22 protein-coding genes are annotated in these 22,598 nt (G+C 70.9%); 12 read left to right on the top strand and 10 right to left on the bottom strand.

Features of this window, described 5'->3' with window-relative positions; genetic code table 11:
- From dnaX to ACE3T5_RS08320, 8 genes are all read left to right on the top strand, one after another.
- On the top strand, positions 1-1,742 hold a 1,742-nt coding region (dnaX, locus tag ACE3T5_RS08285), incomplete at its 5' end, for a DNA polymerase III subunit gamma/tau (RefSeq protein ID WP_374666396.1).
- Positions 1,743-1,755: 13 nt separating this feature from the next.
- Positions 1,756-2,088, top strand: a complete 333-nt coding sequence (locus ACE3T5_RS08290; protein WP_374666398.1) for a YbaB/EbfC family nucleoid-associated protein — start codon at positions 1,756-1,758, stop codon at positions 2,086-2,088.
- A gap of 7 nt (positions 2,089-2,095) precedes the next feature.
- Positions 2,096-2,689, top strand: coding sequence for a recombination mediator RecR (recR, locus tag ACE3T5_RS08295; protein ID WP_374666400.1), 594 nt, complete (start codon positions 2,096-2,098; stop codon positions 2,687-2,689).
- Between the two features lie 5 nt (positions 2,690-2,694).
- A complete protein-coding gene (locus ACE3T5_RS08300; protein ID WP_374666402.1) occupies positions 2,695-3,114 on the top strand; it encodes an MAPEG family protein in 420 nt (139 codons plus the stop codon).
- A gap of 103 nt (positions 3,115-3,217) precedes the next feature.
- On the top strand, positions 3,218-4,252 hold the full coding sequence (locus ACE3T5_RS08305) for an ABC transporter substrate-binding protein (protein ID WP_374666404.1): 1,035 nt from the start codon (positions 3,218-3,220) through the stop codon (positions 4,250-4,252).
- Between the two features lie 86 nt (positions 4,253-4,338).
- The gene (locus tag ACE3T5_RS08310; RefSeq protein ID WP_374666406.1) at positions 4,339-5,298 is read left to right on the top strand and encodes a Bug family tripartite tricarboxylate transporter substrate binding protein; all 960 of its coding nucleotides are present in this window, start codon (positions 4,339-4,341) and stop codon (positions 5,296-5,298) included.
- An 87-nt stretch (positions 5,299-5,385) separates the two neighbouring features.
- Positions 5,386-6,204, top strand: a complete 819-nt coding sequence (locus ACE3T5_RS08315) for an ABC transporter ATP-binding protein (RefSeq protein WP_374666408.1) — start codon at positions 5,386-5,388, stop codon at positions 6,202-6,204.
- The gene (locus tag ACE3T5_RS08320) at positions 6,201-7,040 is read left to right on the top strand and encodes an ABC transporter permease (RefSeq protein WP_374666410.1); all 840 of its coding nucleotides are present in this window, start codon (positions 6,201-6,203) and stop codon (positions 7,038-7,040) included. The genes ACE3T5_RS08315 and ACE3T5_RS08320 overlap by 4 nt, the downstream gene beginning before the upstream one ends.
- A 24-nt stretch (positions 7,041-7,064) precedes the next feature.
- Here ACE3T5_RS08320 and ACE3T5_RS08325 read toward each other — a convergent pair whose 3' ends face one another.
- Both ACE3T5_RS08325 and gloB read right to left on the bottom strand, forming a co-directional pair.
- Positions 7,065-8,606, bottom strand: a complete 1,542-nt coding sequence (locus ACE3T5_RS08325) for a transglycosylase SLT domain-containing protein (protein WP_374666412.1) — start codon at positions 8,604-8,606, stop codon at positions 7,065-7,067.
- Positions 8,585-9,358 (bottom strand): hydroxyacylglutathione hydrolase, encoded by a 774-nt coding sequence (gene gloB / locus ACE3T5_RS08330; RefSeq protein ID WP_374666414.1) that lies wholly within the window; start codon positions 9,356-9,358, stop codon positions 8,585-8,587. Before gloB ends, ACE3T5_RS08325 begins: the two co-directional genes overlap by 22 nt.
- Between gloB and ACE3T5_RS08335 the strand changes: the two genes are divergently transcribed.
- The 4 genes from ACE3T5_RS08335 to ACE3T5_RS08350 all read left to right on the top strand — a co-directional run bounded on the left by ACE3T5_RS08335 (position 9,357) and on the right by ACE3T5_RS08350 (position 15,312).
- Positions 9,357-10,154, top strand: a complete 798-nt coding sequence (locus ACE3T5_RS08335; RefSeq protein WP_374666416.1) for a class I SAM-dependent methyltransferase — start codon at positions 9,357-9,359, stop codon at positions 10,152-10,154. The two genes, gloB and ACE3T5_RS08335, sit on opposite strands and share 2 nt — an antisense overlap.
- Positions 10,151-10,606, top strand: a complete 456-nt coding sequence (gene rnhA, locus ACE3T5_RS08340; RefSeq protein ID WP_374666419.1) for a ribonuclease HI — start codon at positions 10,151-10,153, stop codon at positions 10,604-10,606. Before ACE3T5_RS08335 ends, rnhA begins: the two co-directional genes overlap by 4 nt.
- 140 nt (positions 10,607-10,746) lie before the next feature.
- Positions 10,747-12,147, top strand: coding sequence for an efflux RND transporter periplasmic adaptor subunit (locus ACE3T5_RS08345; protein WP_374666421.1), 1,401 nt, complete (start codon positions 10,747-10,749; stop codon positions 12,145-12,147).
- Between the two features lie 15 nt (positions 12,148-12,162).
- On the top strand, positions 12,163-15,312 hold the full coding sequence (locus ACE3T5_RS08350; RefSeq protein WP_374666423.1) for an efflux RND transporter permease subunit: 3,150 nt from the start codon (positions 12,163-12,165) through the stop codon (positions 15,310-15,312).
- A 23-nt stretch (positions 15,313-15,335) separates the two neighbouring features.
- On the opposite strand, the gene ACE3T5_RS08355 is transcribed toward ACE3T5_RS08350, so the two are convergent.
- The 8 genes from ACE3T5_RS08355 to ACE3T5_RS08390 form a co-directional block, all read right to left on the bottom strand.
- On the bottom strand, positions 15,336-16,691 hold the full coding sequence (locus ACE3T5_RS08355) for a TylF/MycF/NovP-related O-methyltransferase (RefSeq protein ID WP_374666425.1): 1,356 nt from the start codon (positions 16,689-16,691) through the stop codon (positions 15,336-15,338).
- Entirely contained in the window at positions 16,691-17,974 is a 1,284-nt protein-coding gene (gene glp / locus ACE3T5_RS08360; RefSeq protein ID WP_374666427.1) for a gephyrin-like molybdotransferase Glp, read from the bottom strand. The genes ACE3T5_RS08355 and glp overlap by 1 nt, the downstream gene beginning before the upstream one ends.
- Entirely contained in the window at positions 17,971-18,588 is a 618-nt protein-coding gene (gene mobA, locus ACE3T5_RS08365; protein WP_374666429.1) for a molybdenum cofactor guanylyltransferase MobA, read from the bottom strand. The genes glp and mobA overlap by 4 nt, the downstream gene beginning before the upstream one ends.
- Positions 18,585-19,700, bottom strand: a complete 1,116-nt coding sequence (gene moaA / locus ACE3T5_RS08370) for a GTP 3',8-cyclase MoaA (RefSeq protein ID WP_374666431.1) — start codon at positions 19,698-19,700, stop codon at positions 18,585-18,587. The genes mobA and moaA overlap by 4 nt, the downstream gene beginning before the upstream one ends.
- Before the next feature lie 36 nt (positions 19,701-19,736).
- Entirely contained in the window at positions 19,737-20,156 is a 420-nt protein-coding gene (locus tag ACE3T5_RS08375) for a BLUF domain-containing protein (RefSeq protein WP_374666433.1), read from the bottom strand.
- A 72-nt stretch (positions 20,157-20,228) separates the two neighbouring features.
- Positions 20,229-20,648, bottom strand: coding sequence for a BLUF domain-containing protein (locus tag ACE3T5_RS08380; protein WP_374666435.1), 420 nt, complete (start codon positions 20,646-20,648; stop codon positions 20,229-20,231).
- A 63-nt stretch (positions 20,649-20,711) separates the two neighbouring features.
- Complete coding sequence (locus ACE3T5_RS08385; RefSeq protein WP_374666437.1) at positions 20,712-22,145, bottom strand: aldehyde dehydrogenase family protein; 1,434 nt, start codon at positions 22,143-22,145, stop codon at positions 20,712-20,714.
- A 56-nt stretch (positions 22,146-22,201) separates the two neighbouring features.
- Positions 22,202-22,570 carry a hypothetical protein gene (locus ACE3T5_RS08390; protein WP_374666439.1) on the bottom strand — a complete coding sequence of 123 codons (369 nt, stop codon included), beginning with the start codon at positions 22,568-22,570 and terminating at the stop codon, positions 22,202-22,204.
- Positions 22,571-22,598: the final 28 nt, after the last annotated feature.

Consider the following 22,598-nt stretch of genomic DNA (forward strand, 5'->3'; position numbering starts at 1 on the left):
AGCAGCGGCTGCATCACGCCTACCTGTTCACCGGCACGCGCGGCATCGGCAAGACCACCGTCTCGCGCATCCTGGCCAAGGCGCTCAACTGCGTGGGTCCGGCGGGCGATGGCGGCATCACGGCCGAGCCCTGCGGGCAGTGCGCGGCCTGCCGCGACATCGACGCCGGCCGCTTCGTGGACTACACCGAGCTGGACGCCGCCTCCAACCGCGGCGTGGACGAGGTGCAGGCCCTGCTGGAGCAGGCGGTCTACAAGCCGGTGCAGGGCCGCTTCAAGGTGTTCATGATCGACGAGGTCCACATGCTCACCGGGCATGCGTTCAACGCCATGCTCAAGACGCTGGAAGAGCCGCCCGAGTACCTGAAGTTCGTGCTGGCCACGACCGATCCGCAGAAGGTGCCGGTGACGGTGCTGTCACGCTGCCTGCAGTTCAACCTGCGGCCGATGGCGCCCGAGACCGTGCAGGAACACCTGGCGCACGTGCTGCAGGCCGAGCAGGTGCCCGCCGAGGCCGGCGCGCTGCGGCTGCTCTCGCGTGCTGCGCGCGGGTCGATGCGCGATGCGCTGTCGCTCACCGACCAGGCCATCGCCTTCGGTGGCGGCGAGGTGCGCGAGGAGGGCGTGCGGTCCATGCTGGGCGCGGTGGACCGCAGCCATGTGTTCCGCCTGATCGAGGCCCTCGCGGCGGGCGATGGCCGCGCGGTCGTGGAGACGGTGGAAGGCCTGCGCAGCCAGGGCCTGGCCGCCGCCGCGACGCTGGAGGACATGAGCCTCATCCTGCAGCGCATGGCCGTGGTGCAGGCGGTGCCTTCGATGGCCGCGGCCAGCGACGACCCCGAGGCCCGCGAGACGGCCCGCCTGGCCGGCCTGCTGCCAGCCGACCAGACCCAGCTGCTGTACAGCCTGTGCCTGCACGGCCGCGCCGAACTGGGACTGGCACCCGACGAGTACGCCGGGCTCACCATGGTGCTGTTGCGCCTGCTGGCCTTCCAGCCGCCGCCCGATGGCGGCGCGGCTGAAAAAAAAACACTGAACGCGCCTGAGGGGGCGCGCCCGACGGCGCCGGCACCTGTGGCAGCGCAGGCCGTGGCCGTACCGCCCGTGGCTGGACCGCCCGTGGCCGCGCCGCACGAGCCGATCCCTGCTGCCGCCGCGGCCTCCGGCCCCGCTACGCCCCCTGGGCAGCGCCTGCCCGTGGTCGACCCGTCGCCGCCTGCCCGTGTGCCGGCGGTCGCTGCGCGGCCGCCCGCCGCCGCACCCGCGGGCGAGGTGCTGGGCATGCCGGTGCGCCTGCAGCCCGAGCCCCTTCGCGAGGCGCAGGCGGCGGCCACCCCGGCGGTCATCCCCACGCCGGACGGCGACTTCTGGCAGGCGACGGTGCAGGCGCTGGTGCAGGCCGAGGCCGTGACGGCGCTGGTGCGCGAGCTGGCGCTGCAGTCGCAGCTGGTGGGCCGCGACGAGGGCCACTGGCTGCTGCGCGTGGAGCGCGAGTCGCTCAACCAGCCGGCCAGCCGCGAGCGCCTGCGCAGCGCGCTGCAGGCCGCCGGCCATGCGGTGGCCCTCTCGGTCGAGGTGGGCCCCGTCACCGACAGCCCGGCGCGGCGCCTGGCCGAGGCGCAGGCCCGACGCCAGCGCGCGGCCGAGCAGATCATCCTGGACGACCCGTTCGTGCAGCGGATGATGCGTGACTTTGGCGCGAGAATCGTGCCTGGCAGCATCAAACCCGTCGAAAGACACTGAAAGATCCCACACCATGATCAACAAAGGGCAACTCGCCGGCCTCATGAAGCAGGCGCAGGCCATGCAGGACAACCTGAAGAAGGCGCAGGAGGAGCTGGCGCAGATCGAGGTCACCGGCGAGTCGGGCGCGGGCCTGGTGAAGGTCGTCATGACCTGCAAGCACGACGTGAAGCGCGTCACCATCGATCCCAGCCTGCTGGGCGACGACAAGGACATGCTCGAGGACCTCGTGGCTGCCGCCTTCAACGCCGCCGTGCGCAAGGCCGAGGAGACCAGCAACGAGAAGATGGGCAAGCTCACCGCCGGCATGCCCGGCCTGCCCGGCGGGATGAAGTTCCCGTTCTGAGGGCCTGGTGGCCGAGACCGCCCTGCCTGCGCTGGTCGAGGCGCTGCGGCGCCTGCCGGGGGTGGGCGTGAAGTCCGCCTCGCGCATGGCGTATCACCTGCTGCAGCATGACCGCGAGGGCGCCGTGCGGCTCGCGCACGCGCTCACCCACGCGGTGGAGGGCGTGCGGCACTGCAGCCTGTGCCACACCTTCACCGAGGAGGCGGTCTGCCCCACCTGCCGCGATCCGCGGCGCGACCGCGCCAAGCTGTGCGTGGTGGAGACGCCGGCGGACCAGGCCGCGGTGGAGCGCACGCAGGCCTATGCCGGCCTCTACTTCGTGCTGATGGGCCGGCTGAGCCCGCTCGATGGCATCGGTCCGCGCGACATCGGCCTGGCCAAGCTGTTCGAGCGCGCCACCGGCGGCGAGGTGCAGGAGGTGATCCTCGCCACCAACTTCACCGCCGAGGGCGAGGCCACCGCGCACGTCATCGGCGAGGCCCTCAAGCAGCGCGGCCTGCAGGTCACCCGCCTGGCGCGGGGCGTGCCGGCGGGCAGCGAACTCGAATACGTCGATCTGGGCACCATCGCGCATGCGCTGGTGGACCGCAGGAGCAGTTGATGGGAATGGGATACGGTGTCGCGCGATTCACGGTCGCCTACTGGTGCGTGCTGCTGGCGGCATTGATGCCGATCGCCTGCGCGGGCCTCGCGAAGTACCGTGGCTTCGGCAAGCCGCGGCGCGAGGGCGGCTACGACAACGCGGATCCGCGCGGCTGGCTCGCGCGGCAGCAGGGCTGGGCCGCGCGCGCGAATGCCGCGCAGTCCAACAGCTGGGAGGCGCTGCCGTTCTTCATGGGCGCGGTGATCATTGCCCACCAGCTCGGCGCGCCGCAGACCCGCGTCGACATCCTGGCGGTGCTCTTCATCACCCTGCGCACGATCTACGTCGTGATGTACGTGGCCGACCTGCCGCGCACGCGATCGGCCATCTGGACCCTGGCCTTCCTCATCAACCTCGGCATCTTCTTCAGCGGCTGGCGCTGACCCCTCTGCGCGTTACGTGGAAACCCGCAGGGGATCCTCCCGATGCGGCGCGACGACGCGCTGTCTAACCTGCGGGCAGTCCGAGAAGAACAGAGAGGCACGCATGTCCGTCACGCTCAGCCGCCGCCAGTTCGCCGCGCTGGCCGCCGCCGTGGTGGCCGCGCCTGCGCTGCGCGCGCAGGGCCGGCCCGAGAAATCCAAGGTCGCCATCGCCGTCGGTGGCAAGGCGGCCTTCTACTACCTGCCGCTCACCATCGCCGAGCAGCTGGGCTACTTCAAGGCCGAGGGCCTCGATGTCGAGATCGCCGATTTCGCGGGTGGCTCGCGCGCGCTGCAGGCCGTGGTGGGCGGCTCGGCCGACGTCGTGAGCGGGGCCTACGAGCACACCATCAACCTGCAGGGCAAGAACCAGTACTTCCAGGCCTTCGTGCTGCAGGGCCGTGCACCGGCCATCGCCCTGGGCGTCTCCACCAAGGCCATGCCCGGCTACAAGACCGTGGCCGACCTGCGCGGCCGCAAGATCGGCGTGTCCGCGCCGGGCTCGTCGACCAACATGGTGGCCAACCTGGTGCTCTCGCGCGCCGGCATCAAGGCATCGGAAGTGAGCTTCATCGGCGTGGGCACCTCCGCCGCGGCGCTGGCCGCGCTGCGCTCGGGCCAGATCGACGCCATGAGCAACGTCGACCCGGTGATGACCATGCTGGAGCAGAAGGGCGAGGTCAAGATCATCAGCGACACGCGCACGCTCAAGGGCACGCAGGAGGTGTTCGGCGGCCCCATGCCGGCCGGTTGCCTGTATGCGCCGCTCGAGTTCGTGCAGAAGCATCCCAACACCTGCCAGGCGCTGGCCCACGCGATCGTCCACGCGCTCAAGTGGCTGCAGACTGCGGGCCCGAGCGACATCATCAAGACCGTGCCCGAGGGCTACCTGCTGGGGGACCGCGCGCTCTACCTCGCGTCGTTCAACAAGGTGCGCGAGGCCATCGCGCTCGACGGCATGATCCCGGACGAGGGCGCGCGCACGGCGCTGCGCGCGCTGGCCAGCTTCGAGCCCTCGGTGAAGGCAGACAAGGTCGAGCTCGCCAAGACCTACACCAACGAGTTCGCGCGCCGCGCGAAGGATCGCTACAAGGCCTGAGGGTTTCCACCAGGGCGGCTGACAGGAGACTGACAGCGCCCGGTCCGACCATGGCGTCACCGGGTCTTCACCCGGCTGGAGACACCATGCGACGCGATCAATTCCTGAAATCCCTGGCGGTGTTCGCCGCCGCCGGCACGGCCGCGCCCTGGGCGCTGGCGGCGCCCACGCTGAAGATGATGATCCCGGCCAATCCCGCGGGCGGCTGGGACACCACGGGCCGCGCGCTCGGCAAGGCCATGATGGAGGCGCGCCTGGCGGACGCAGTGCAGTACGAGAACAAGGGCGGTGCCGCGGGGGCCATCGGCCTGGCCCAGTTCGTCAACTCGGCCAAGGGCGATCCGAACGCGTTGCTGATGATGGGCGCGGTGATGGTGGGCGGGCTGATCACGGGCAAGTCCCCGGTGCAGCTGCAGCAGTGCACGCCCATCGCGCGGCTGACGAGCGAGTACAACGTGTTCGTGGTGCCGGCGGCCTCGCCGCTGCGGACGATGAAGGACGTGGTGGACCAGCTGAAGAAGGACCCCGGCAGCGTGAAGTGGGGCGGCGGTTCGCGCGGTTCCACCGAGCACATTGCCGCCGCCATGCTGGCGCGCACCGTGGGCGTGGACCCGAAGAAGGTGAACTACGTGGCCTTCCGCGGCGGCGGCGAAGCGGTGGCGGCAATCCTGGGCGGCAACGTCACGGTGGGCGGCAGCGGCTACAGCGAGTTCGCCGAGCACATCGCGGCCGGCAAGATGCGCGCGATCGGCGTCACCTCGCAGAAGCGCCTGCCCGGCATCGCCGTGCCCACCATGAAGGAGCAGGGCTACGACGTGGTGCTGGGCAACTGGCGCGGCCTCTATGGCGCGCCGGGCCTCTCGGCGGAGCAGCGCGCGGCACTGACGGACCTGGTCGTGAAGACGACCAAGCACAAGAGCTGGCAGGAGGCGCTGGACAAGAACGGCTGGACGGCCGCCGTGCTGGCTGGCAAGGACTTCGAGGATTTCGTCGACTACGAATTCACCAGCCTGCGCGCGATCATGTACCTGTCGGGGATGCTCTGAAGCCCTGAGGCGCGGCGTGCCCCGGGGCGGCCAGCCCGTGCAAGCCCCAGGGCCGCGCCTCGCGCGGCTTTGCTACGCTTGGCCTCCATGACCGCGCCGGCGCTGGAACTCGACGACATCACCGTGTCCTTCCGCGCCGCGAAGCCGGGCGCGGCCGGCTACACCGCGGTGGCGGCCCCCACGCGGCAGGTGGCGGCCGGCGAGTTCGTCTCGGTGGTCGGGCCCACGGGCTGCGGCAAGTCGACCCTGCTCAACGTGGGCGCCGGCCTGCTGCAGGCCTCGGCAGGCACGGTGCGGGTGTTCGGCGAGCCCCTGCAGGGCCTGAACCGCCGCGCCGGCTACATGTTCCAGTCCGATGCGCTCATGCCCTGGCGCAGCGCGCTCGCCAATGTGATGGTCGGCCTGCAGTATCGCGGCGTGCCCGAGGCCGAGGCCCGCGCGCAGGCCGAGGGCTGGCTGGCCCGTGTCGGCCTCACCGGCTTCGGCGACCGCTATCCGCACCAGCTCTCCGGCGGCATGCGCAAGCGCACCGCGCTCGCCCAGGTGCTCGCGCTGGACCCGGACATCATCCTCATGGACGAGCCCTTCAGCGCGCTCGACATCCAGACCCGTCAGCTGATGGAGAACGAGGTGCTGGCGCTCTGGCAGGCGCGTCGCAAGGCGGTGCTGTTCATCACGCACGACCTGGACGAGGCGATCGCCATGAGCGACCGCGTCGTGGTGCTCTCGGCCGGTCCGGCCACGCGGCCCATCGGCGAGTTCACGATCGATCTGCCACGGCCGCGCGACGTGGCCGAGGTGCGCACCCATCCGCGCTTCGTGGAGCTGCATGGCGCCATCTGGGCCGTGCTGCGCGACGAGGTGCTCAAGGGCTACCAGCAGCAGCTGCGCAAGGGGGCGGCATGATCCTGGATCCCCGCGCCAGCGAGCGCAACCTGCGGCTGTGGCAGATCGGGGTGCTGGTCGCGGTGCTCGTGGTGTGGCACCTGGCCTCGCGGGACGCGCAGACGGCCTTCTTCCTGGGCGAGCCGGTGAAGGTGGCGGGGCGCATCTGGTCGTGGTTCCTGCCGTTCGAGCTGCCGCCGAACGCGCTCTTCACCGAGGGCCTGCCGGGCCGCGCCGACATCTACGTGCACCTGGGCGTGACCCTGCTGGAGACGGTGCTCGCCTTCGTCATCGGCACCGTGCTCGGTCTGGTCGTGGGCCTGTGGCTGGCGCTGGCGCCCACGGCCAGCGCGATCCTCGACCCCTACATCAAGGCGCTCAACGCCATGCCGCGGGTCATCCTGGCGCCGATCTTCGCGCTGTGGTTCGGGCTGGGCATCTGGAGCAAGGTGGCACTGGCGGTCACGCTGGTGTTCTTCATCGTGTTCTTCAACGTCTACCAGGGCGTGCGCGAGGTCAGCCCGGTCGTGCTGGCCAATGCCCGCATGCTGGGCGCGAACCGCCGGCAGCTGCTGCGCACCGTCTACCTGCCCAGTGCCACCAGCTGGGTGTTCTCCAGCCTGCACACCTCCGTGGGCCTGGCCTTCGTGGGCGCGGTGGTGGGCGAGTACCTGGGTTCGGCGCGCGGCGTGGGCTACCTGATCCTGCAGGCCGAGGGCACCTTCGACGTCAACACCGTGTTTGCGGGCATCGCGGTGCTCACGGCCTTCGCGCTCGCGCTCGATGCGCTGGTCGGCGTGGCGGAACGGCGCCTCATGACCTGGCAGCCGCGCCAGGGCGAGACCGAGAAGCTGTAGCGGGCGCGGCGTGCCGCGCAGGCCTCAGCGGCGCACCGGCTTGGCCGCCGCGCGGCGCGGCGCCGGGGCCACGTTGCGCGCGCCCTTCTTGCCCGCGGCGCGGGTCGCGGCCGGGCGCACCGGCAGGTGCAGCACGATCTGCTGGCCGGCCTTGAGCGCGCTGGTGACGCCCAGGTCGTTCCATTCGGCCACCTGCACCGGGTTCAGCCGGTAGCGGCGGGCCAGCGCCGTCACGGAGTCCTTCGGGCCGGCCTTCACCACCGTGCGCCGGGTCGTGACCACGGGTTCCAGGCGCAGCTGCCCGTTGTCGGCCACATGGCTGCCGACGTCGTCCCCCGCATTGCGGCGCGGCACGATCAGCACCGAGCCGGCCTTGATCAGCATGCGCGGCGGAATGGCGTTGACGGCGCGCAGCTCGGCCTCGGACATGCCGACGCGTTTCGCGGCCTCGGCCGCGCTCAGCGTGGCGGGCACGCTCCAGGCTGTCCAGCTGGCGAGCTTGCCCTCGGTATAGGCCTCGAAGTTGCGCTTGAACACGTTGGCGTTGTCCCAGGGCAGCAGGATCTCGGGCGTGCCGGCGGCCAGGATGACGGGGCGGTGGTGCTGGGGGTTGAGCGCCTTGAAGTCGTCCAGCGACACGTCTGCCAGGCGCGCGGCCAGCTGCACGTCCATGTCGCGGGTGAGCGTGACGGTCTGGAAGTACGGGTGGTTCTCGATCACCGGCAGGTCCACGCGGAAGCGCTCGGGGTCGGCCACCAGGTTCTTCATGGCCTGCAGCTTGGGCACGTAGTTGCGCGTCTCGTTGGGCATGGCCAGGTCGGTGTACCGGGTCGGCTGGCCCGCGCGCTGGTTGCGTGCGATGGCGCGGCCGACGCTGCCTTCGCCCCAGTTGTAGGCGGCCAGCGCCAGGTGCCAGTCGCCGAACATGCCGTACAGGCGCTGCAGGTAGTCGAGCGCCGCGCGGGTGGAGGCCAGCACGTCGCGCCGGTCGTCACGGAACACGTTCTGCTTGAGGTCGAAGTCCTTGCCGGTGGCGGGCATGAACTGCCACATGCCGGCTGCGCGGGCACTGGAGACGGCCTGCGGGTTGAAGGCGCTCTCGATGAAGGGCAGCAGGGCCAGCTCGGCCGGCATGTTGCGGCGCTCCAGCTCCTCGACGATGTGGAACAGGTACTTGCGCGAGCGGTCCGTCATGCGCTGCAGGTACTCCGGGCGCGAGGCATACCACTGCTCGTGGTGACGCACCAGGTCGGTCTGCAGGTCGGGCATGGCGAAGCCGGTGCGGATGCGCGCCCACAGGTCGGGCGGCGGCTCCAGCGGGGCGACCGAGCGCGAGGCCAGCTCGGCCGGCGCCAGCTCGGACAGCGGGCCGGCGGGGTAGGCTGCGGGCAGGGCGGGCGCGCGCGGCGCGGCCGCCGGGGCGGCCGCAGGGGGCGGTGCGGGTGGCGTGGCGGGCGCCGCGGGGGCGTCGGCCGGGGCCGTCCCGGTGGTGGCGCAGCCGGCCAGCAGCACGGCAGCGAAGGCGGCAAGCAGGCCGGCCAGCTTCATCGGAAATCGTTCTTCCATTGTCGGATGGCGGCCAGCACGGCCACCGGATCGGCAGGGTCGGCGCCGGCGTGCAGGCGGGCGGCCGCTGCGACCGCGGGCTCGGCGGTGCGCAGGAAGGGGTTGATGCGCTGCTCGCGGGCCAGCAGCGCGGGCAGCGTCGGCTCGCCGCGGGCGCGCAGCGCCACGCATTCTGCCTCGTAGGCGCGCAGGTCCTCGTTGTCGGGCTCCACGGCGCGCGCGAAGCGCAGGTTGGACAGCGTGTACTCGTGCGTGCAGCACACCCGGGTGCTGCCGGGCAGCGCGGCCAGCCGCGCGAGCGAGGCGTGCATCTGCGCCGGCGTGCCCTCGAACAGGCGGCCGCAGCCGCCGGAGAAGAGCGTGTCGCCGCAGAACAGCAGGGGCGCCCCATCGACTTCGGCGCAGTGGTAGGCAATATGGCCGGCGGTGTGGCCGGGCACGTCGATCACCTCGAAGCGCAGGCCCAGCACCTCGACCGCGTCGCCGTCGGCGAGCGGGGTGAAGGGCTCGGGGATGCGCTCGCGCGCCGGGCCCCAGACGGTGGCGCCGGTGGCCTCGCGCAGGGCAGCCACGCCACCGGTGTGATCCGGATGATGATGGGTGACTAGAATCGCGACCAGCCGCAGGCCATTGGCTTCGAGGCAGGCCCGCACGGGCGCTTCGTCACCGGGATCGACCACGAGGGCCTGCCGCCCGTCGTGCAACAGCCACAGGTAGTTGTCCTGGAAGGCGGGCAGCGGCAACAGCTTCATGAGCGACCAGTTTATCGGAATGCAGCAATGGTTCGAAACGCCTCCCGGCCAGTACCTCCTGGCCTGGGAACAGGCCGCATTCGACCGTGCGGTGGGTGACATCTTCGGCTACCACGCGCTGCAGCTCGGCGTGCCCGAGGTCCGTGCGCTGGCCACCAATCGCATGCCCCACAAGTGGCTGGCCGTGTCCCGGCCCGAGCTGGCCACGCCCGCCACGTCCGCAGCCCTGGTGACCGACTTCTCCGCGCTGCCGTTCGAGTCCGCCAGCATCGACCTGGTGGCGCTGCCGCACTCGCTGGAGCTGCACCTCGATCCGCACACCACCCTGCGCGAGGTGGAGCGCGTGCTGGTGCCCGAAGGCAAGGTGGTGGTGTGCTGCCTCAACCCCGCCAGCCTGTGGGGCCTGCGGCAGCGGCGCGGCCACCTGTGGCGGCGCATGGGCTTCGGCGAGCTGTTCCTGCCCGACGCCGGCGAGTTCATTGCCTACCGGCGCCTGCGCGACTGGCTGCGCCTGCTGGGCTTCGAGGTCGAGCGCAGCACCTTCGGCTGCTGGCGTCCCGCCTTCGCGACCGAGGCCTGGTTGCAGCGCAGCGCTTGGATGGATGGCCTCGGCGAGCGCTGGTGGCCGTTCTTCGGCGCCGCCTATTTCATCGTGGCCGTCAAGCGCGTGCGCGGCGTGCGGCTGATCGGCCCGGCCTGGAAGACGGCCCAGTCGATCGCCACCGCCCCCGTGCCCATGGCCAACCGCAGCCATCGCGCGCGCGGCGGCCGGCGGCCCCACCGGATCACCGGATGAACCCGATCGAGATCTACACCGATGGCGCCTGCAAGGGCAATCCCGGCCCGGGGGGCTGGGGCGTGCTGCTCAAGGCTGGCGCGACCGAGAAGGAACTGCATGGCGGCGAGGCCAGCACCACGAACAACCGCATGGAGCTGATGGCCGTGATCCAGGCGCTGGAAGCGCTGAAGCGGCCCTGCGCGGTGACGCTCTACCTGGACAGCCAGTACGTGCTGAAGGGCATCACCGAGTGGCTGCCCGGCTGGAAGGCCAAGGGCTGGCGCACCGCCGGCAAGACGCCGGTGAAGAACGTGGACCTGTGGCAGCGGCTGGATGCGCTGGTGCAGAACGGCGGGCATCGCATCGACTGGCGCTGGGTGCGTGGCCACAATGGCGACCCGGGCAACGAGCGCGCGGATGCGCTGGCCAACCTGGGCGTGCAGGCGGCCTCGACACGCGGGCGACTGTAAACGGCGGGTAAAGCCGTCTGCACGGGGGCGTGCGCGCCCGGGGTTTCACCGCGGGCTGCGCGCGCCACCGGCATTCCGCTGCTACATTGGCCGTTTCGCCGGCCGCGGGCCGCGCGCACCCCCCCTACAACAGCAGTTTCATGGCATTGAAGGCATTCCATACCGTCGTGGCGGTCGTCGGCATCGCGGCCGCCTCGGGCGTGGCTTGGTGGGTTCAGAACAAGCCGGCCGCACCGGCAGCAGATGCATCGGCACCCTCGGCACCCGCTCGCGGCGCACCGGGTGGTGCGCCGGGTGGCGGGCCGGGTGGGGGCCCGCAGCGGCCGCCGGCCGTGGAGGTGGCGCGCGTCGAGGTCGTGCGCCTGACGGACGACGCCCAGGCGGTCGGCAGCCTGCGCTCGCGCCAGAGCGTGGTGCTGCGGCCCGAGGTCTCGGGGCGCGTCAGCCAGATCCTGTTCCGGGATGGCGAACGCGTGCGCAAGGGGCAGTTGCTGGTGCAACTGGACGACCAGCTGCCGCAGGCCCAGGTGAAGCAGGCCGAGGCCGAGCTGTCCATCGCCCGCGCCAACCACAAGCGCAACCAGGAACTGGTGGAACAGAAGTTCATTGCCCAGCGCGCGGTGGACGAAAGCGCGGCCAACCTGGAGGTGGCCGAGGCGAAGCTGGCATTGGCCCGGGCCACGCTGGCGCGCCTGCGCATCGTGGCGCCGTTCGACGGCATCACCGGCATCCGCAACGTGAGCGTGGGCGACTACCTGAAGGATGGCGCCGACATCGTGAACATCGAGGACCTGGAAGCGATCTACCTCGACTTCCGCCTGCCCGAGCGCTACCAGTCCAAGGTGCAGCCGGGCCAGACCGCGCTGGTCGACCTCGACGCGCTGCCCGGCCGCCGCTGGCGCGCGACCATCCTGGCCATCGACCCGCTGGTGGATGCCAACGGGCGCTCGGTCGGCGTGCGCGGCTGCATCGACAACCGCGCGCTGGCGCTGCGACCCGGCATGTTCGCCCGCGTCAACACCGTCTTTGCCGTGCGCGAGGGTGCCCGCGTCATCCCCGAGGAAGCCATCGTCCCGCAGGCCGGCCGGCAGTTCGTCTACCGGCTCGCCGATGGGCCCGACCAGGACGCCAAGGTCGCCCGGCGCGTCGAGGTGAAGGTCGGCACGCGCCAGCCCGGCCGCGTGGAGATCCTCGAAGGCCTGAACCCCGGCGACGTGATCGTGACGACGGGCCAGCAGCGCATCCAGCGCGATGGCATGGCCGTGCGCGTGCTCGAACTCGGCCGCGGTGGCCCCGGCGGGCCGGGCGCGAACGGACCCGTGCGCGGCCCGCAGGCCGCGGCCAGCGGGCCGGTGGCGGCCGCAGCGCAAGCCGCGGCGTCCGGCTCGGTGGCGGCGGGTGCGGCGCCCGGCGCACGTGCCCGGGGCGGCGCGCAGATCGTCGAATCCGGCCCGGGCAATCCCTGCCTGGTCGCCGGGGCCCCACGGCCCGCGCCGGGCGCGCCTGGCGCACGCCCCGGCCCTCGGCCGGCTGGTGCCTGACACCCGGAGCGCCCCATGCAACTGCCCGAGATCTCGATCCGCCGCCCGGTCTTCGCGACCGTGCTGTCGCTGCTGGTGGTCCTGGTGGGCCTGGTCAGCTTCAACCGGCTGTCGGTGCGCGAATACCCCAAGATCGACGAACCGGTCGTCACCGTCAGCGTGCGCTACCCCGGCGCCTCGGCCGAGGTCATCGAGTCGCAGGTCACCAAGCCGCTGGAGGACTCCATCGCCGGCATCGATGCGGTGGACGTCATCACCTCCATCAGCCGGGCCGAGCAGAGCCAGATCTCGGTGCGCTTCCGCCTGGAGAAGGACGCCGATGCCGCCGCCGCCGAGGTGCGTGACCGCACCTCGCGCGTGCGCAACCGCCTGCCCACGGCCATCGACGAGCCGGTGATCGCCAAGGTCGAGGCCGATGCCTTCCCCGTGATCTGGATGGCCTTCACCAGCGACACGCTGAACCCGCTGCAGATCAACGACGTGGTCAACCGCATCGTCAAGCCTCGCCTGCAGACGGTGACCGGCGTGGCCGACGTGCGCATCTTCGGTGAGCGCAAGTACGCCATGCGGGTCTGGCTCGACCCCGACAAGCTGGCCGGCTACCGTCTCTCCACCCAGGACGTGGAAGACGCCATCCGCCGCAGCAACCTCGAGCTGCCGGCCGGCCGCATCGAGAGCCAGCAGCGCGAGTTCAGCGTCACCTCGCAGACCGACCTGTTCCGGCCCGGCCAGTTCGCCGAGATCGTGGTGAAGAACGTGAACGGCTTCCCGGTGAAGATCCGTGACGTGGCGCGCGTGCAGGAAGGCCCCGCCGACGAGCGCAGCTCGGTCCGCCTCAATGGCCGCCAGGCCATCTCCGCCGGCGTGATCCGCCAGGCCACGGCCAACCCGCTTACGCTGTCGGCCGGCGTGCGCGAACTGCTGCCCAAGCTCAAGGCAGACCTGCCGGCCGACGTGGAGGTGACGATCGCGAACGACAACTCGCTGTTCATCGACCGCTCGGTGAAGAACGTGTACCGCACCATCGCCGAGGCCGTGGTGCTGGTGGCGCTGGTGATCTTCTTCTTCCTGCGCACCTTCCGCGCGTCGATCATCCCCATCGTGACCATCCCGGTCAGCCTGATCGGCACCTTTGCCATGATGGCGCTGGCCGGCTTCACCATCAACACGCTCACGCTGCTGGCGCTGGTGCTGGCCATCGGCCTGGTGGTGGACGACGCCATCGTGATGCTGGAGAACATCTTCCGCCACATCGAGGAAGGGCTGGATCCGTTCTCGGCCGCCATCAAGGGTGCGCGCGAGATCGGCTTCGCGGTCATCACCATGACCTTCACGCTGGTGGCGGTGTATGCGCCGCTGGCCTTCACGCCCGGGCGCACCGGTCGCCTGTTCGCGGAATTCGCGCTGGCGCTGGCCGGCGCGGTGCTGGTCTCGGGCTTCGTGGCGCTGACGCTCACGCCCATGATGTGCTCCAAGCTGCTGCGGCACAACCCCAATCCGAGCTGGTTCGACAGCCACATGGAGCGCTGGCTCAACGCGCTCTCCGGCGGCTATGAACGCGCCATCCGATGGGTCATCACTGCGCGCTGGCGGCCGGCTGCGGGGCAGGCCGGCGGTGCGCTGCGGGGCGGCCTGCTGCAGGCGCGCTGGCTGGTGCTGGGCGTGATGGCCGCGAGCGCGGCTGGCATCGCCACCGTCTGGCCCACGATGAAGCAGGAACTGTCGCCGCTCGAAGACCGCGGCGTGGTGCTGGCCAGCGTGACCGCGCCCGACGGCTCCACGCTTGACTTCACCAACCGCTACGCGCAGATGCTGGAGCGCATGGGCCAGCAGTACAAGGAGTTCGATCGCATCTTCGCCAACGTGGGCAACCCCACCGTGGCGCAGGCCAGCGTGGTGTACCGCGCCATCGACTGGGAGGAGCGCAAGCGCACCACGCTGGAGCTGGCGCGCGAGATCGGGCCCAAGGCCAACTCGCTGCCCGGCGTCAACGCATTCATCATCACGCCGCCCTCGCTGGGGCAGGGCTTCCGTGAGCGGCCGCTGAACTTCGTGATCCAGACTTCGGACAGCTACGAGAACCTGAGCCGCGTGACGCGCGCGCTGCTCGACGAGATGGCCAAGAACCCCGGCATCGTGGCGCCGGACGTCGATCTGCGGCTGAACAAGCCCGAGCTGCGCATCGAGGTCGACCGCGAGAAGGCGGCCGATCTGGGGGTGAGCGTGGAGGTGGTGGCCAAGGCGCTGGAGACCATGCTGGGCGGCCGCGTCGTCACGCGCTACAAGCGCGACGCCGAGCAGTACGACGTGATCGTGCAGACCCAGGCCAGCGGCCGCACGACGCCGGAGGACATCGACGCCATCAACGTGCGCGGCCGCGGCGACGTGATGATCCCGCTGTCGGCCCTGGTGAAGGTGCGCGAGAGCGTGAGCCCGCGCGAGCTGAACCACTTCGGCCAGCGCCGCTCGGCCTCGATCACCGCCAACCTCGCGCCCGACTACTCGCTGGGGCAGGCGCTGCAGTTCATGGACGAGGCTGCCGCCCGCGTGCTCAAGCCCGGCTACACCACCGAGCTGAACGGCACCTCGCGCGAGTTCCGCAGCTCGCAGGGCGCGCTGGCCATCGTGTTCGTGATGGCGCTGCTGTTCATCTTCCTGGTGCTGTCGGCGCAGTTCGAGAGCTTCGTGGACCCGTTCGTCATCATGCTGGCGGTGCCGTTGTCCATGATCGGGGCGCTGCTGGCGCTCAAGTGGTCCGGCGGGTCGCTCAACGTGTACTCGCAGATCGGGCTCATCACGCTCGTGGGGCTGATCACCAAGCACGGCATCCTGATCGTGGAGTTCGCCAACCAGTTGCGTGAACAGGGGCTGGATGTGGTCGATGCCACGGTGAAGGCCGCCTCGCAACGGCTGCGGCCCATTCTCATGACCACCGGCGCCATGGTGCTGGGTGCCCTGCCGCTGGCCCTGGCCACCGGCGCGGGCGCCGAGAGCCGCATCCAGATCGGCTGGGTGATCGTGGGGGGCATGTCGCTGGGCACACTGCTCACGGTGTTCGTCGTGCCGACGATGTATGCGCTGTTCGCGCGCCGCACCGTACCGGGCGCCAACAAGGCGCTGGCCCGCGACCACGCGGCCGTGCCGCATGACCTGATCGCGAAGTAGGCCCCGGCGGGGGCGGGGCCCCGTCAGCGCTTGACGACGACCGCGTGCCCGTTCAGGTTGTGCAGCACCAGGCGGTCTGGCAGGCCGCGCTGCTCTTCCACGTGCTTGGCGATGCCGGTGCAGGTGTGGAAGCCGAAGTCGTCGTACACCACCACGCCGCCGGCCGGCATGCGGGGCCAGGCAAAGGCCAGCACGTCGCGCGCGGACTCGTAGACGTCCACGTCGATGTGCACCAGGCGGAACTGCCGGTCCGCCACGGCCTGGCCGGTCTGGTCCGGGAAGATGCCGCGCAGCACGCGCGTGCGGGCGCCCGGCGCCAGGCGGCCGACCAGGGCCTGCACCTCGTCCACGGAGGCGCCCTTGTGCTCACCCCCCTTGTAGTGCAGGTCTTCGGGGCCGGCCTTCACCACGCCGTCGAAGGTGTCGCACATCACGAGCTGAGGGCCCACGCCTTCCTGCAGCAGCCGCCGTGCCATCACCGCGGAACTGCCGCCGCGCCAGACGCCCACTTCCAGCACATCACCAGGCAGGTGGCGCGTCTCGCCGACCAGGCACCACAGCTCCCACAGGCGGTAGATGTCCACCAGGGTGAAGCCCTGCACGGCCTGCACGGCCGACAGGAAATCCGGCTCGGCCATCCACGGCGCGTAGTTGGCGACCGGGCGGACCTGGGTATAGGGCAGGCGGCCCACGTCGACGGTCTTGCCGTTGTGATGGGTCACGGTCGCGGCGGGCGCCGCGGCGGCTGCGGGCGCCTGGACTGGCGTTGACGCCGGCACTGCAACGGCGGGCTGCGGCAGCTTGCGCAGCACGATCTCGATGGCGCATTCGCCCACCGGCGTCATCGTCTGGTCCATGCGCCGGCCCACGCGGTAGCGGAAGGAGGCGTCCAGCGTCTCGATCTTCACCGGCTGCGCCACGCCGGCGAAGCGGGCCAGCAACTCGGTGACGTTCACGCTGCGGGGTGACCAGCTCGCTGTCTTGCACAGCGTGAAGGTCCACTTGTGGTCGCTGTTGTAGGTGGAGGGAAACACACCCTGTTCATACAGGTCCTCGTCGGGCACCAGCACCACCAGGTGGCCGCCCGGCTTGAGCACGCGCAGCCAGTGGCCCAGCGCCTCGTACGGGTCGCGCATGTGCTCCAGGCAATGGCTGGAATGCGCGAAGTCGAAGCTGGCGTCCGGCACGGTGGCGAGCAGTTGCGCGTCGCCATCGGGCAGGTCCCAGGCCCGGCAGCTGCGCATGCCGGGGAAGAACTCCTGGTACTGGCCCAGGCTGTCCTTGCCGGCGCCGATGTCGATGCCGTCGCCGATGAAGTAGCGGGTGGCGAAGCGGCTGTCGTGCAGGCGGCGCATCACCGCCTTGCTGGTTTCATGCATCAGAGAGGGCCCTCGAACATCATCACATCCACCTCGTCGCCCACGGCCACGTGGCCCTGGTCGTGGTGCAGCACGATCAGGCCGTTGGCCTGCACCATGGAGCTGAGCACGCCGGAGCCCTGGTTGCCGGTGGTCCGTACCTCCAGGCCGCCATCGGCCGCGCGGCGGACCACGCCGCGCTGGTACTCGGTGCGGCCGGGCTTCTTGCGCATCGGCTCGGCACTGCGCGCACGCAGCCACACCTCGGGCTCGGGTCGCGCACCCATCATCCGCAGCAGCGCCGGGCGCACGAAGGCGAGGAAGGTGACCATCACCGCCACCGGGTTGCCCGGCAGACCGAACAGCACGGCCTGCCGTCCGCCCGTGGCAATGCGGCCCACGGCCATGGGACGGCCGGGCCGCATCGCGATCTTCCAGAACGCCACATCGCCGAGCTGGCGCATCATGGCCTTGGTGAAATCGGCCTCGCCCACGCTCACGCCGCCGCTGGTGACAATGGCGTCGGCCTCGCCGGCGGCGCGCAGGAAGGCGGCCTCCAGCAGGGCGGGATCGTCCCGCACCACGCCCAGGTCGACCACCTCGCAGCCCAGACGGGTGAGCATGCCGTGCACGGTGTAGCGGTTGCTGTCATACACCGCGCCTTCGCGCGGGGGCTCGCCCAGGCTCAGGATCTCGTCGCCGGTGGAGAAATACGCCACACGCAGGCGCCGGCGCACCTCGACCTGCGGGATGCCGAGGCTGGCCACCAGGCCGCACGCGGCGGGGCCGAGGCGCTCACCGGCCGGCAGGGCCGGGCGGCCCTGCATCAGGTCCTCGCCGGCCAGGCGGCGGTTGTCGCCGCGCGCGACCACGCCGGCGGGAATCTCGATGCGGTCGTCACCGGCGCCGCGCGTGAACTCCTGCGGCACCACGGTATCCAGGCCGGCCGGCATGATGGCGCCGGTCATGATCTTCACGCACTGGCCCGGCGCCACCGTGCCCTGCCAGGCGCGCCCGGCGAGCGCCGTGCCCACCACCTGCAGCTGCAGCGGGGATCCGGCGACCAGCGCCTCGCCGTGGAAGGCATAGCCGTCCATCGCGGAGTTGTCGTGCGGCGGCACCGACAGCGGCGAGATGAGGTCGCGCGCGAGCACGCGACCCAGTGCCTCGCGCAGGGGCACGGCTTCCGTCTCGGCCACCGGTTGCGTCAGTCGCGCCAGGAACTCGCCGACCATGCCGGCCGGCAGCGCCTGCGGGTCATAGCCCTGCAGGCCGGCGGCGATTTCGGCGAGCGATGGGCTCACGAGGACCGGCCCTCCAGCTCGCGCAGCTCGGCGAGCGTGTTGGCGTTGAAGAACGCGGCGGGGTCGTCGCCAGGCTGGTTGAACGGCACGATGACTGTGCGGTGCTGGCCTGTCCAGGCGTCGATCTTGCGGCCGCCGCCATGGGTGAAGCGCACCAGGCTTTCCAGCAGCTCTCGGCGCAGCAGGCAGAACACGGGCTGCGGGCGCACCTGGCCATCGGGCTCGGGGGCGGCGGCCATCGCGATCTCGGCGTCGTCGCGCAGCGCGGCCTCGCCCAGCCGCGCGGCCAGATCGGCGGGGAAGAGCGGGGTGTCGCACGGGACCGTCAGAACCCAGGGCGTTTCGGCCCGTTCCAGGCCGACCAGGAAGCCGGCCAGCGGGCCGGCGAAATCCGCCAGGGCGTCGGGCCAGACCTCGACCCCGAACGACTCGTAGGCCGACAGGTTGCGGTTGGCGTTGAACAGGACGTGGCCCACCTGCGGCTGCAGGCGCATGAGCGTGTGCAGGGCCAGCGGCAGGCCGCGGAAGTTCTGCAGGCCCTTGTCGACGCCGCCCATGCGGGCGCCGCGTCCGCCGGCCAGGACCAGCCCGGTGATGTCTTGCGGGGAGATCATCCGCCGATGTAGCTCATCTCGACCCGGCGGCGGCCGCTGCCGGTGTCGGCCGCGAGGCTGCCGCGCAGCTGCGAGTAGCGGTCCGCGCGGCCCTGCCAGATGGCGCCGATGGCGGAGGCGATGTCTTCGTCGCTGGCACCGCCGCGCAGCAGCTCGCGCAGGTCGTAGCCATTGCCCGCGAACAGGCACAGGTACACCTTGCCTTCGGTGGACAGGCGCGCCCGGTTGCAGTCGCCGCAGAAGGCCTGGGTGACGCTGCTGACCAGGCCGATCTCGCCGGCGCCATCCGCATAGGCCCAGCGCTCGGCCGTCTCGCCTTCGACCGTGGGATCCAGCGGCACCAGCGGAAACTCGCTCGCGATCAGGCGGCGCACCTCGGCGGAGGGCAGTACCTCGTCCATGCGCCAGCCATTGGTGGCGCCGACGTCCATGTATTCGATGAAACGCAGCACGATGCCGGTGCCACGGAAGTGCCGCGCCATGGGCAGGATCTCATGCTCGTTCGTCCCGCGCTTGACGACCATGTTCACTTTCACCGGCGCCAGGCCTGCCGCCTGCGCGGCCTCGATGCCGGCCAGCACCTCGGCCACCGGGAAGTCGACGTCGTTCATGCCGCGGAACACGGCGTCATCCAGCCCGTCGAGGCTGACCGTCACCCGCTGGAGGCCGGCCTCCCGCAGCGCACGCGCCTTGCGGGCCAGCAGCGAGCCGTTGGTGGTGAGCGTGATCTCCGGCGGCGTGCCGGCCAGCGTGCGCAGGCCGGCGAGCTGCCCGATGAGGATCTCGATGTTCTTGCGCAGCAGCGGCTCCCCGCCGGTGAGCCGGATCTTGCGCACGCCGTGCGCGAGGAAGAGGCGTGCCAGGCGCGTGATCTCCTCGAAGCTCAGCAGGGCGGCATGCGGCAGGTAGGTGTAGTCCTTGTCGAACACCTCCTTGGGCATGCAGTAGCTGCAGCGGAAATTGCAGCGGTCGGTGACGCTGATGCGCAAATCGCGCAGCGGTCGGCCCAGCTGGTCCGTCACGTGGCCTGTCGGTGCCACGGCCTGCGCCGGCACCGGCGCGCGCAACGCGGTGAGTCGCTGGTCGACCAGGGGAATGACGCGCTCGGCCATGCCCCGATTGTGCCTCGCGGCGGTGGCCCCGGCGGATCAGGCCAGCCAGCGCACGTTCGCCTGCACCTCGACGAACAGGGCACGCAGGCTGGCGGCGCTCATGGCATAGGGGTCGAACTCGGCCCCGCTGGCGTAGGCCAGGAACAGGTCGCGGTTCTCCTCGGTCGCGGCGAGCAGGCCCATGGACCAGCGGGTGAACTGGCGGCGGTTCACTTCGGTGAAGTCGAGGATCGCCGCGTCACGGTGCCGGGTGTCCTGCACGATGCGGTGGTACAGCGTATTCACCGCGCCGCGCTCGCCTTCCAGGGTCTGCAGGAACACGCCGTTGTGCAGGCACAGCGCCCCGGTGACACCCAGGCGGGCGTTGTTCCGGCGCGAGCTGCCCAGGATGTCCTTGATGTCGCCCGGGCCCAGGGGGCGGGCACTCCGGCTGGCGTAAGTCATCTGAACGAGCATGCGTGATCTCCTGGTTGGGCCTGGAGTGTGTCATGGCGCCAAAGCCATGGTACGGCGCCGTGGAATCACCACTCAGGACAGCCATTCGACGTGGTCATGCACCAGGTCGAACAGGTGGCTGGCACTCGGGCCGTCCAGCGTCGGGGGGTCGAGCATGGCATCACCGACCTGGCGCCGGAGCACTTCCTGCTTGTCCCCGGTCATGGGCAGCAGCCCCATCGACCATTCGGCGAAATGGGGGCGGTCGATTTCCGAGAAGTCCAGTTGCACCGCGCTGTCGTGCATCGGATCGGCCAGGATTTCCTGGTACAGCTGGCAGATGGTGGCGGGCTCGCCTTCGAGCAGCTGGACGAAATAGTCGCCCTGGACGATCAGGGCGCCCGAGACGCCGAGCCGGTCGTTGTTGCGGCGGGCCCGGTGCAGCATCTGCTGCAGTTGCGCATCGTCGACCGTGCGGGTGGCACGGCTGGCGTAGATCAGGTGGAACAGCACTTCAGGAGGTCAGGCTCTCGGTTGGAATCGCAAGGGAGGTGCGGCTGCCCGGGCGGCCCCTGCTCAGCCGTGCCGGATGGCCACCGTCTTCAGCGTGGTGAAGCCGTAGAGGGCCTCGAACCCCTTCTCGCGGCCATGGCCGGACGACTTGACGCCGCCGAAGGGCAGCTCCACGCCGCCGCCGGCGCCGTAATTGTTGATGAACACCTGGCCACTGCGCAAGCGCCGGGCCATGCGCAGCTGGCGGCCCCCGTCGCTCGTCCAGACGCCGGCCACCAGGCCGAACTGGGTGGCGTTGGCCAGTTCGACGGCGTGATCCTCGTCCTTGAAGGACATGGCGGCCAGCACGGGGCCGAACACCTCCTCCTGGGCGAGGCGATGGTTCACCGGCACGTCGCGCAGCAACGTGGGGGCCTGGTAGTAGCCGGACTCGGGGGCCTCCTCGACCACCTGGCCCTGGGCCACCATCGGGATGCCGGCATGCTGCGCATCCGACAGGAAGTCCCACACCCGCTGCTGCTGGCTCTGACGGATGAGCGGGCCGACGTCGAGATCCATGGCCGCCGGGCCGACGCGCAGGTTGGCGAAGGCCTGGCCCAGGCGGGCCAGCAGCGGCTCATACAGGCTCTGCTCCACCAGCAGGCGCGAGCCGGCCGAGCAGGTCTGCCCGGCGTTCTGCACGATGGCGTTGATCACCACGGGCAGCACGGCATCGACATCGGCGTCGGCGAAGACGATCTGCGGGCTCTTGCCGCCCAGCTCCAGCGTGACGGGGCAGTGCCGCTCCGCGGCCACCTGCTGGATGAGCGTGCCCACCCGCGGGCTGCCGGTGAAGCTGATGTGGTCGATGCCGGGGTGCCGCGCCAGCGCGTCACCCACCTCGTGCCCGTAGCCGGTGACGATGTTGATGGCGCCGGCCGGGAAGCCCACCTCCGCGGCGAGCTGCGCCACGCGGATCAGCGACAGGCAGGCGTCTTCCGAAGGCTTGACCACGCAGACGTTGCCGGCTGCCAGCGCGCCGCCGACGCTGCGGCCGAAGATCTGCATGGGGTAGTTCCAGGGGATCACGTGGCCGGTCACGCCATGCGGCTCGCGCCAGGTGAGCACGGTGTAGCCCTCCTGGTAGGGCAGGGTCTCGCCGTGCAGCTTGTCGCAGGCGCCGGCGTAGAACTCGAAGTAGCGGGCCAGGGCGGTTGCGTCGGCGCGGGCCTGCTTGGTGGGCTTGCCGCAGTCGCGCTGCTCGATGGCCGCGAGTTCGTCGGCGTGCTCGGCGACCTTCAGCGACAGGCGCATCAGCAGCCGTCCGCGCTCGGCCGCGCTCAGCTTGCTCCAGACGCCTTCGAAGCAGTGGCGCGCTGCCTTCGCGGCGGCGTCGATGTCTTCGGCCGTGCCGCGCTGGATGGCGTCGTAGGGCTGGCCGTCGGAGGGGTCGATGACGGGAATGGTGCGCTCGCCGCTGGAGCGCACTGCCGCATTGGCAATGAAGTGGTGCTGCATGGCGCGATTTTGCGCCATGTGCGTGGATGGGGCGGGCGGCAGCGCAACCCCGGCGATCAAGGCGCGCGCCGTGCCAGCAAGTCGTCCATGGCCCGCTCGATCAGGGGGGCGAGTTCGGCATCCTGTTCCATCTGGCGCTGCACGCGGTCGACCACCGTGGTGAACTGCGGGCTGGCCATGAAGGCCTCTCCCATCTCGGCGGTCAGCACGCTCTCCAGGAAGACCCGCATCGCCTTGCCGCGCCGCTGGGGATCGTCATCGCCGAGCGTTCGCAGGCGCGACGCAAGCAGTTGAGGGAGATCGGTGGCCGAAGCCCCAGGCCGATGGCCGCGCGATGGACCAGGCGCAACCGACCCGGCCCGGGCGACCGCCGTGCGGCCGAGACCGAGCGTGATCTCATGAATCCTGCGCTGCAGCGGGTCCATGGCAGTTCTTCCGCGGGTTGGCGCCAAG

The sequence above is a fragment of the Ramlibacter sp. genome, assembly GCF_041916345.1.
Taxonomy (GTDB): domain Bacteria; phylum Pseudomonadota; class Gammaproteobacteria; order Burkholderiales; family Burkholderiaceae_C; genus Ramlibacter.

Excerpts from the sequence above, each read along its gene's own strand:
- ACE3T5_RS08290 (WP_374666398.1), top strand. The coding sequence starts at position 1,756 with ATGATCAACAAAGGGCAACTCGCCGGCCTCATGAAGCAGGCGCAGGCC.
- ACE3T5_RS08300 (WP_374666402.1), top strand. The coding sequence starts at position 2,695 with ATGGGATACGGTGTCGCGCGATTCACGGTCGCCTACTGGTGCGTGCTG.
- ACE3T5_RS08305 (WP_374666404.1), top strand. The coding sequence starts at position 3,218 with ATGTCCGTCACGCTCAGCCGCCGCCAGTTCGCCGCGCTGGCCGCCGCC.
- ACE3T5_RS08310 (WP_374666406.1), top strand. The coding sequence starts at position 4,339 with ATGCGACGCGATCAATTCCTGAAATCCCTGGCGGTGTTCGCCGCCGCC.
- ACE3T5_RS08315 (WP_374666408.1), top strand. The coding sequence starts at position 5,386 with ATGACCGCGCCGGCGCTGGAACTCGACGACATCACCGTGTCCTTCCGC.
- ACE3T5_RS08320 (WP_374666410.1), top strand. The coding sequence starts at position 6,201 with ATGATCCTGGATCCCCGCGCCAGCGAGCGCAACCTGCGGCTGTGGCAG.
- ACE3T5_RS08325 (WP_374666412.1), bottom strand. The coding sequence starts at position 8,606 with ATGGAAGAACGATTTCCGATGAAGCTGGCCGGCCTGCTTGCCGCCTTC.
- ACE3T5_RS08335 (WP_374666416.1), top strand. The coding sequence starts at position 9,357 with ATGAGCGACCAGTTTATCGGAATGCAGCAATGGTTCGAAACGCCTCCC.
- gloB (WP_374666414.1), bottom strand. The coding sequence starts at position 9,358 with ATGAAGCTGTTGCCGCTGCCCGCCTTCCAGGACAACTACCTGTGGCTG.
- rnhA (WP_374666419.1), top strand. The coding sequence starts at position 10,151 with ATGAACCCGATCGAGATCTACACCGATGGCGCCTGCAAGGGCAATCCC.
- ACE3T5_RS08345 (WP_374666421.1), top strand. The coding sequence starts at position 10,747 with ATGGCATTGAAGGCATTCCATACCGTCGTGGCGGTCGTCGGCATCGCG.
- ACE3T5_RS08350 (WP_374666423.1), top strand. The coding sequence starts at position 12,163 with ATGCAACTGCCCGAGATCTCGATCCGCCGCCCGGTCTTCGCGACCGTG.
- ACE3T5_RS08355 (WP_374666425.1), bottom strand. The coding sequence starts at position 16,691 with ATGCATGAAACCAGCAAGGCGGTGATGCGCCGCCTGCACGACAGCCGC.
- mobA (WP_374666429.1), bottom strand. The coding sequence starts at position 18,588 with ATGATCTCCCCGCAAGACATCACCGGGCTGGTCCTGGCCGGCGGACGC.
- moaA (WP_374666431.1), bottom strand. The coding sequence starts at position 19,700 with ATGGCCGAGCGCGTCATTCCCCTGGTCGACCAGCGACTCACCGCGTTG.
- ACE3T5_RS08375 (WP_374666433.1), bottom strand. The coding sequence starts at position 20,156 with ATGCTCGTTCAGATGACTTACGCCAGCCGGAGTGCCCGCCCCCTGGGC.
- ACE3T5_RS08385 (WP_374666437.1), bottom strand. The coding sequence starts at position 22,145 with ATGCAGCACCACTTCATTGCCAATGCGGCAGTGCGCTCCAGCGGCGAG.
- ACE3T5_RS08390 (WP_374666439.1), bottom strand. The coding sequence starts at position 22,570 with ATGGACCCGCTGCAGCGCAGGATTCATGAGATCACGCTCGGTCTCGGC.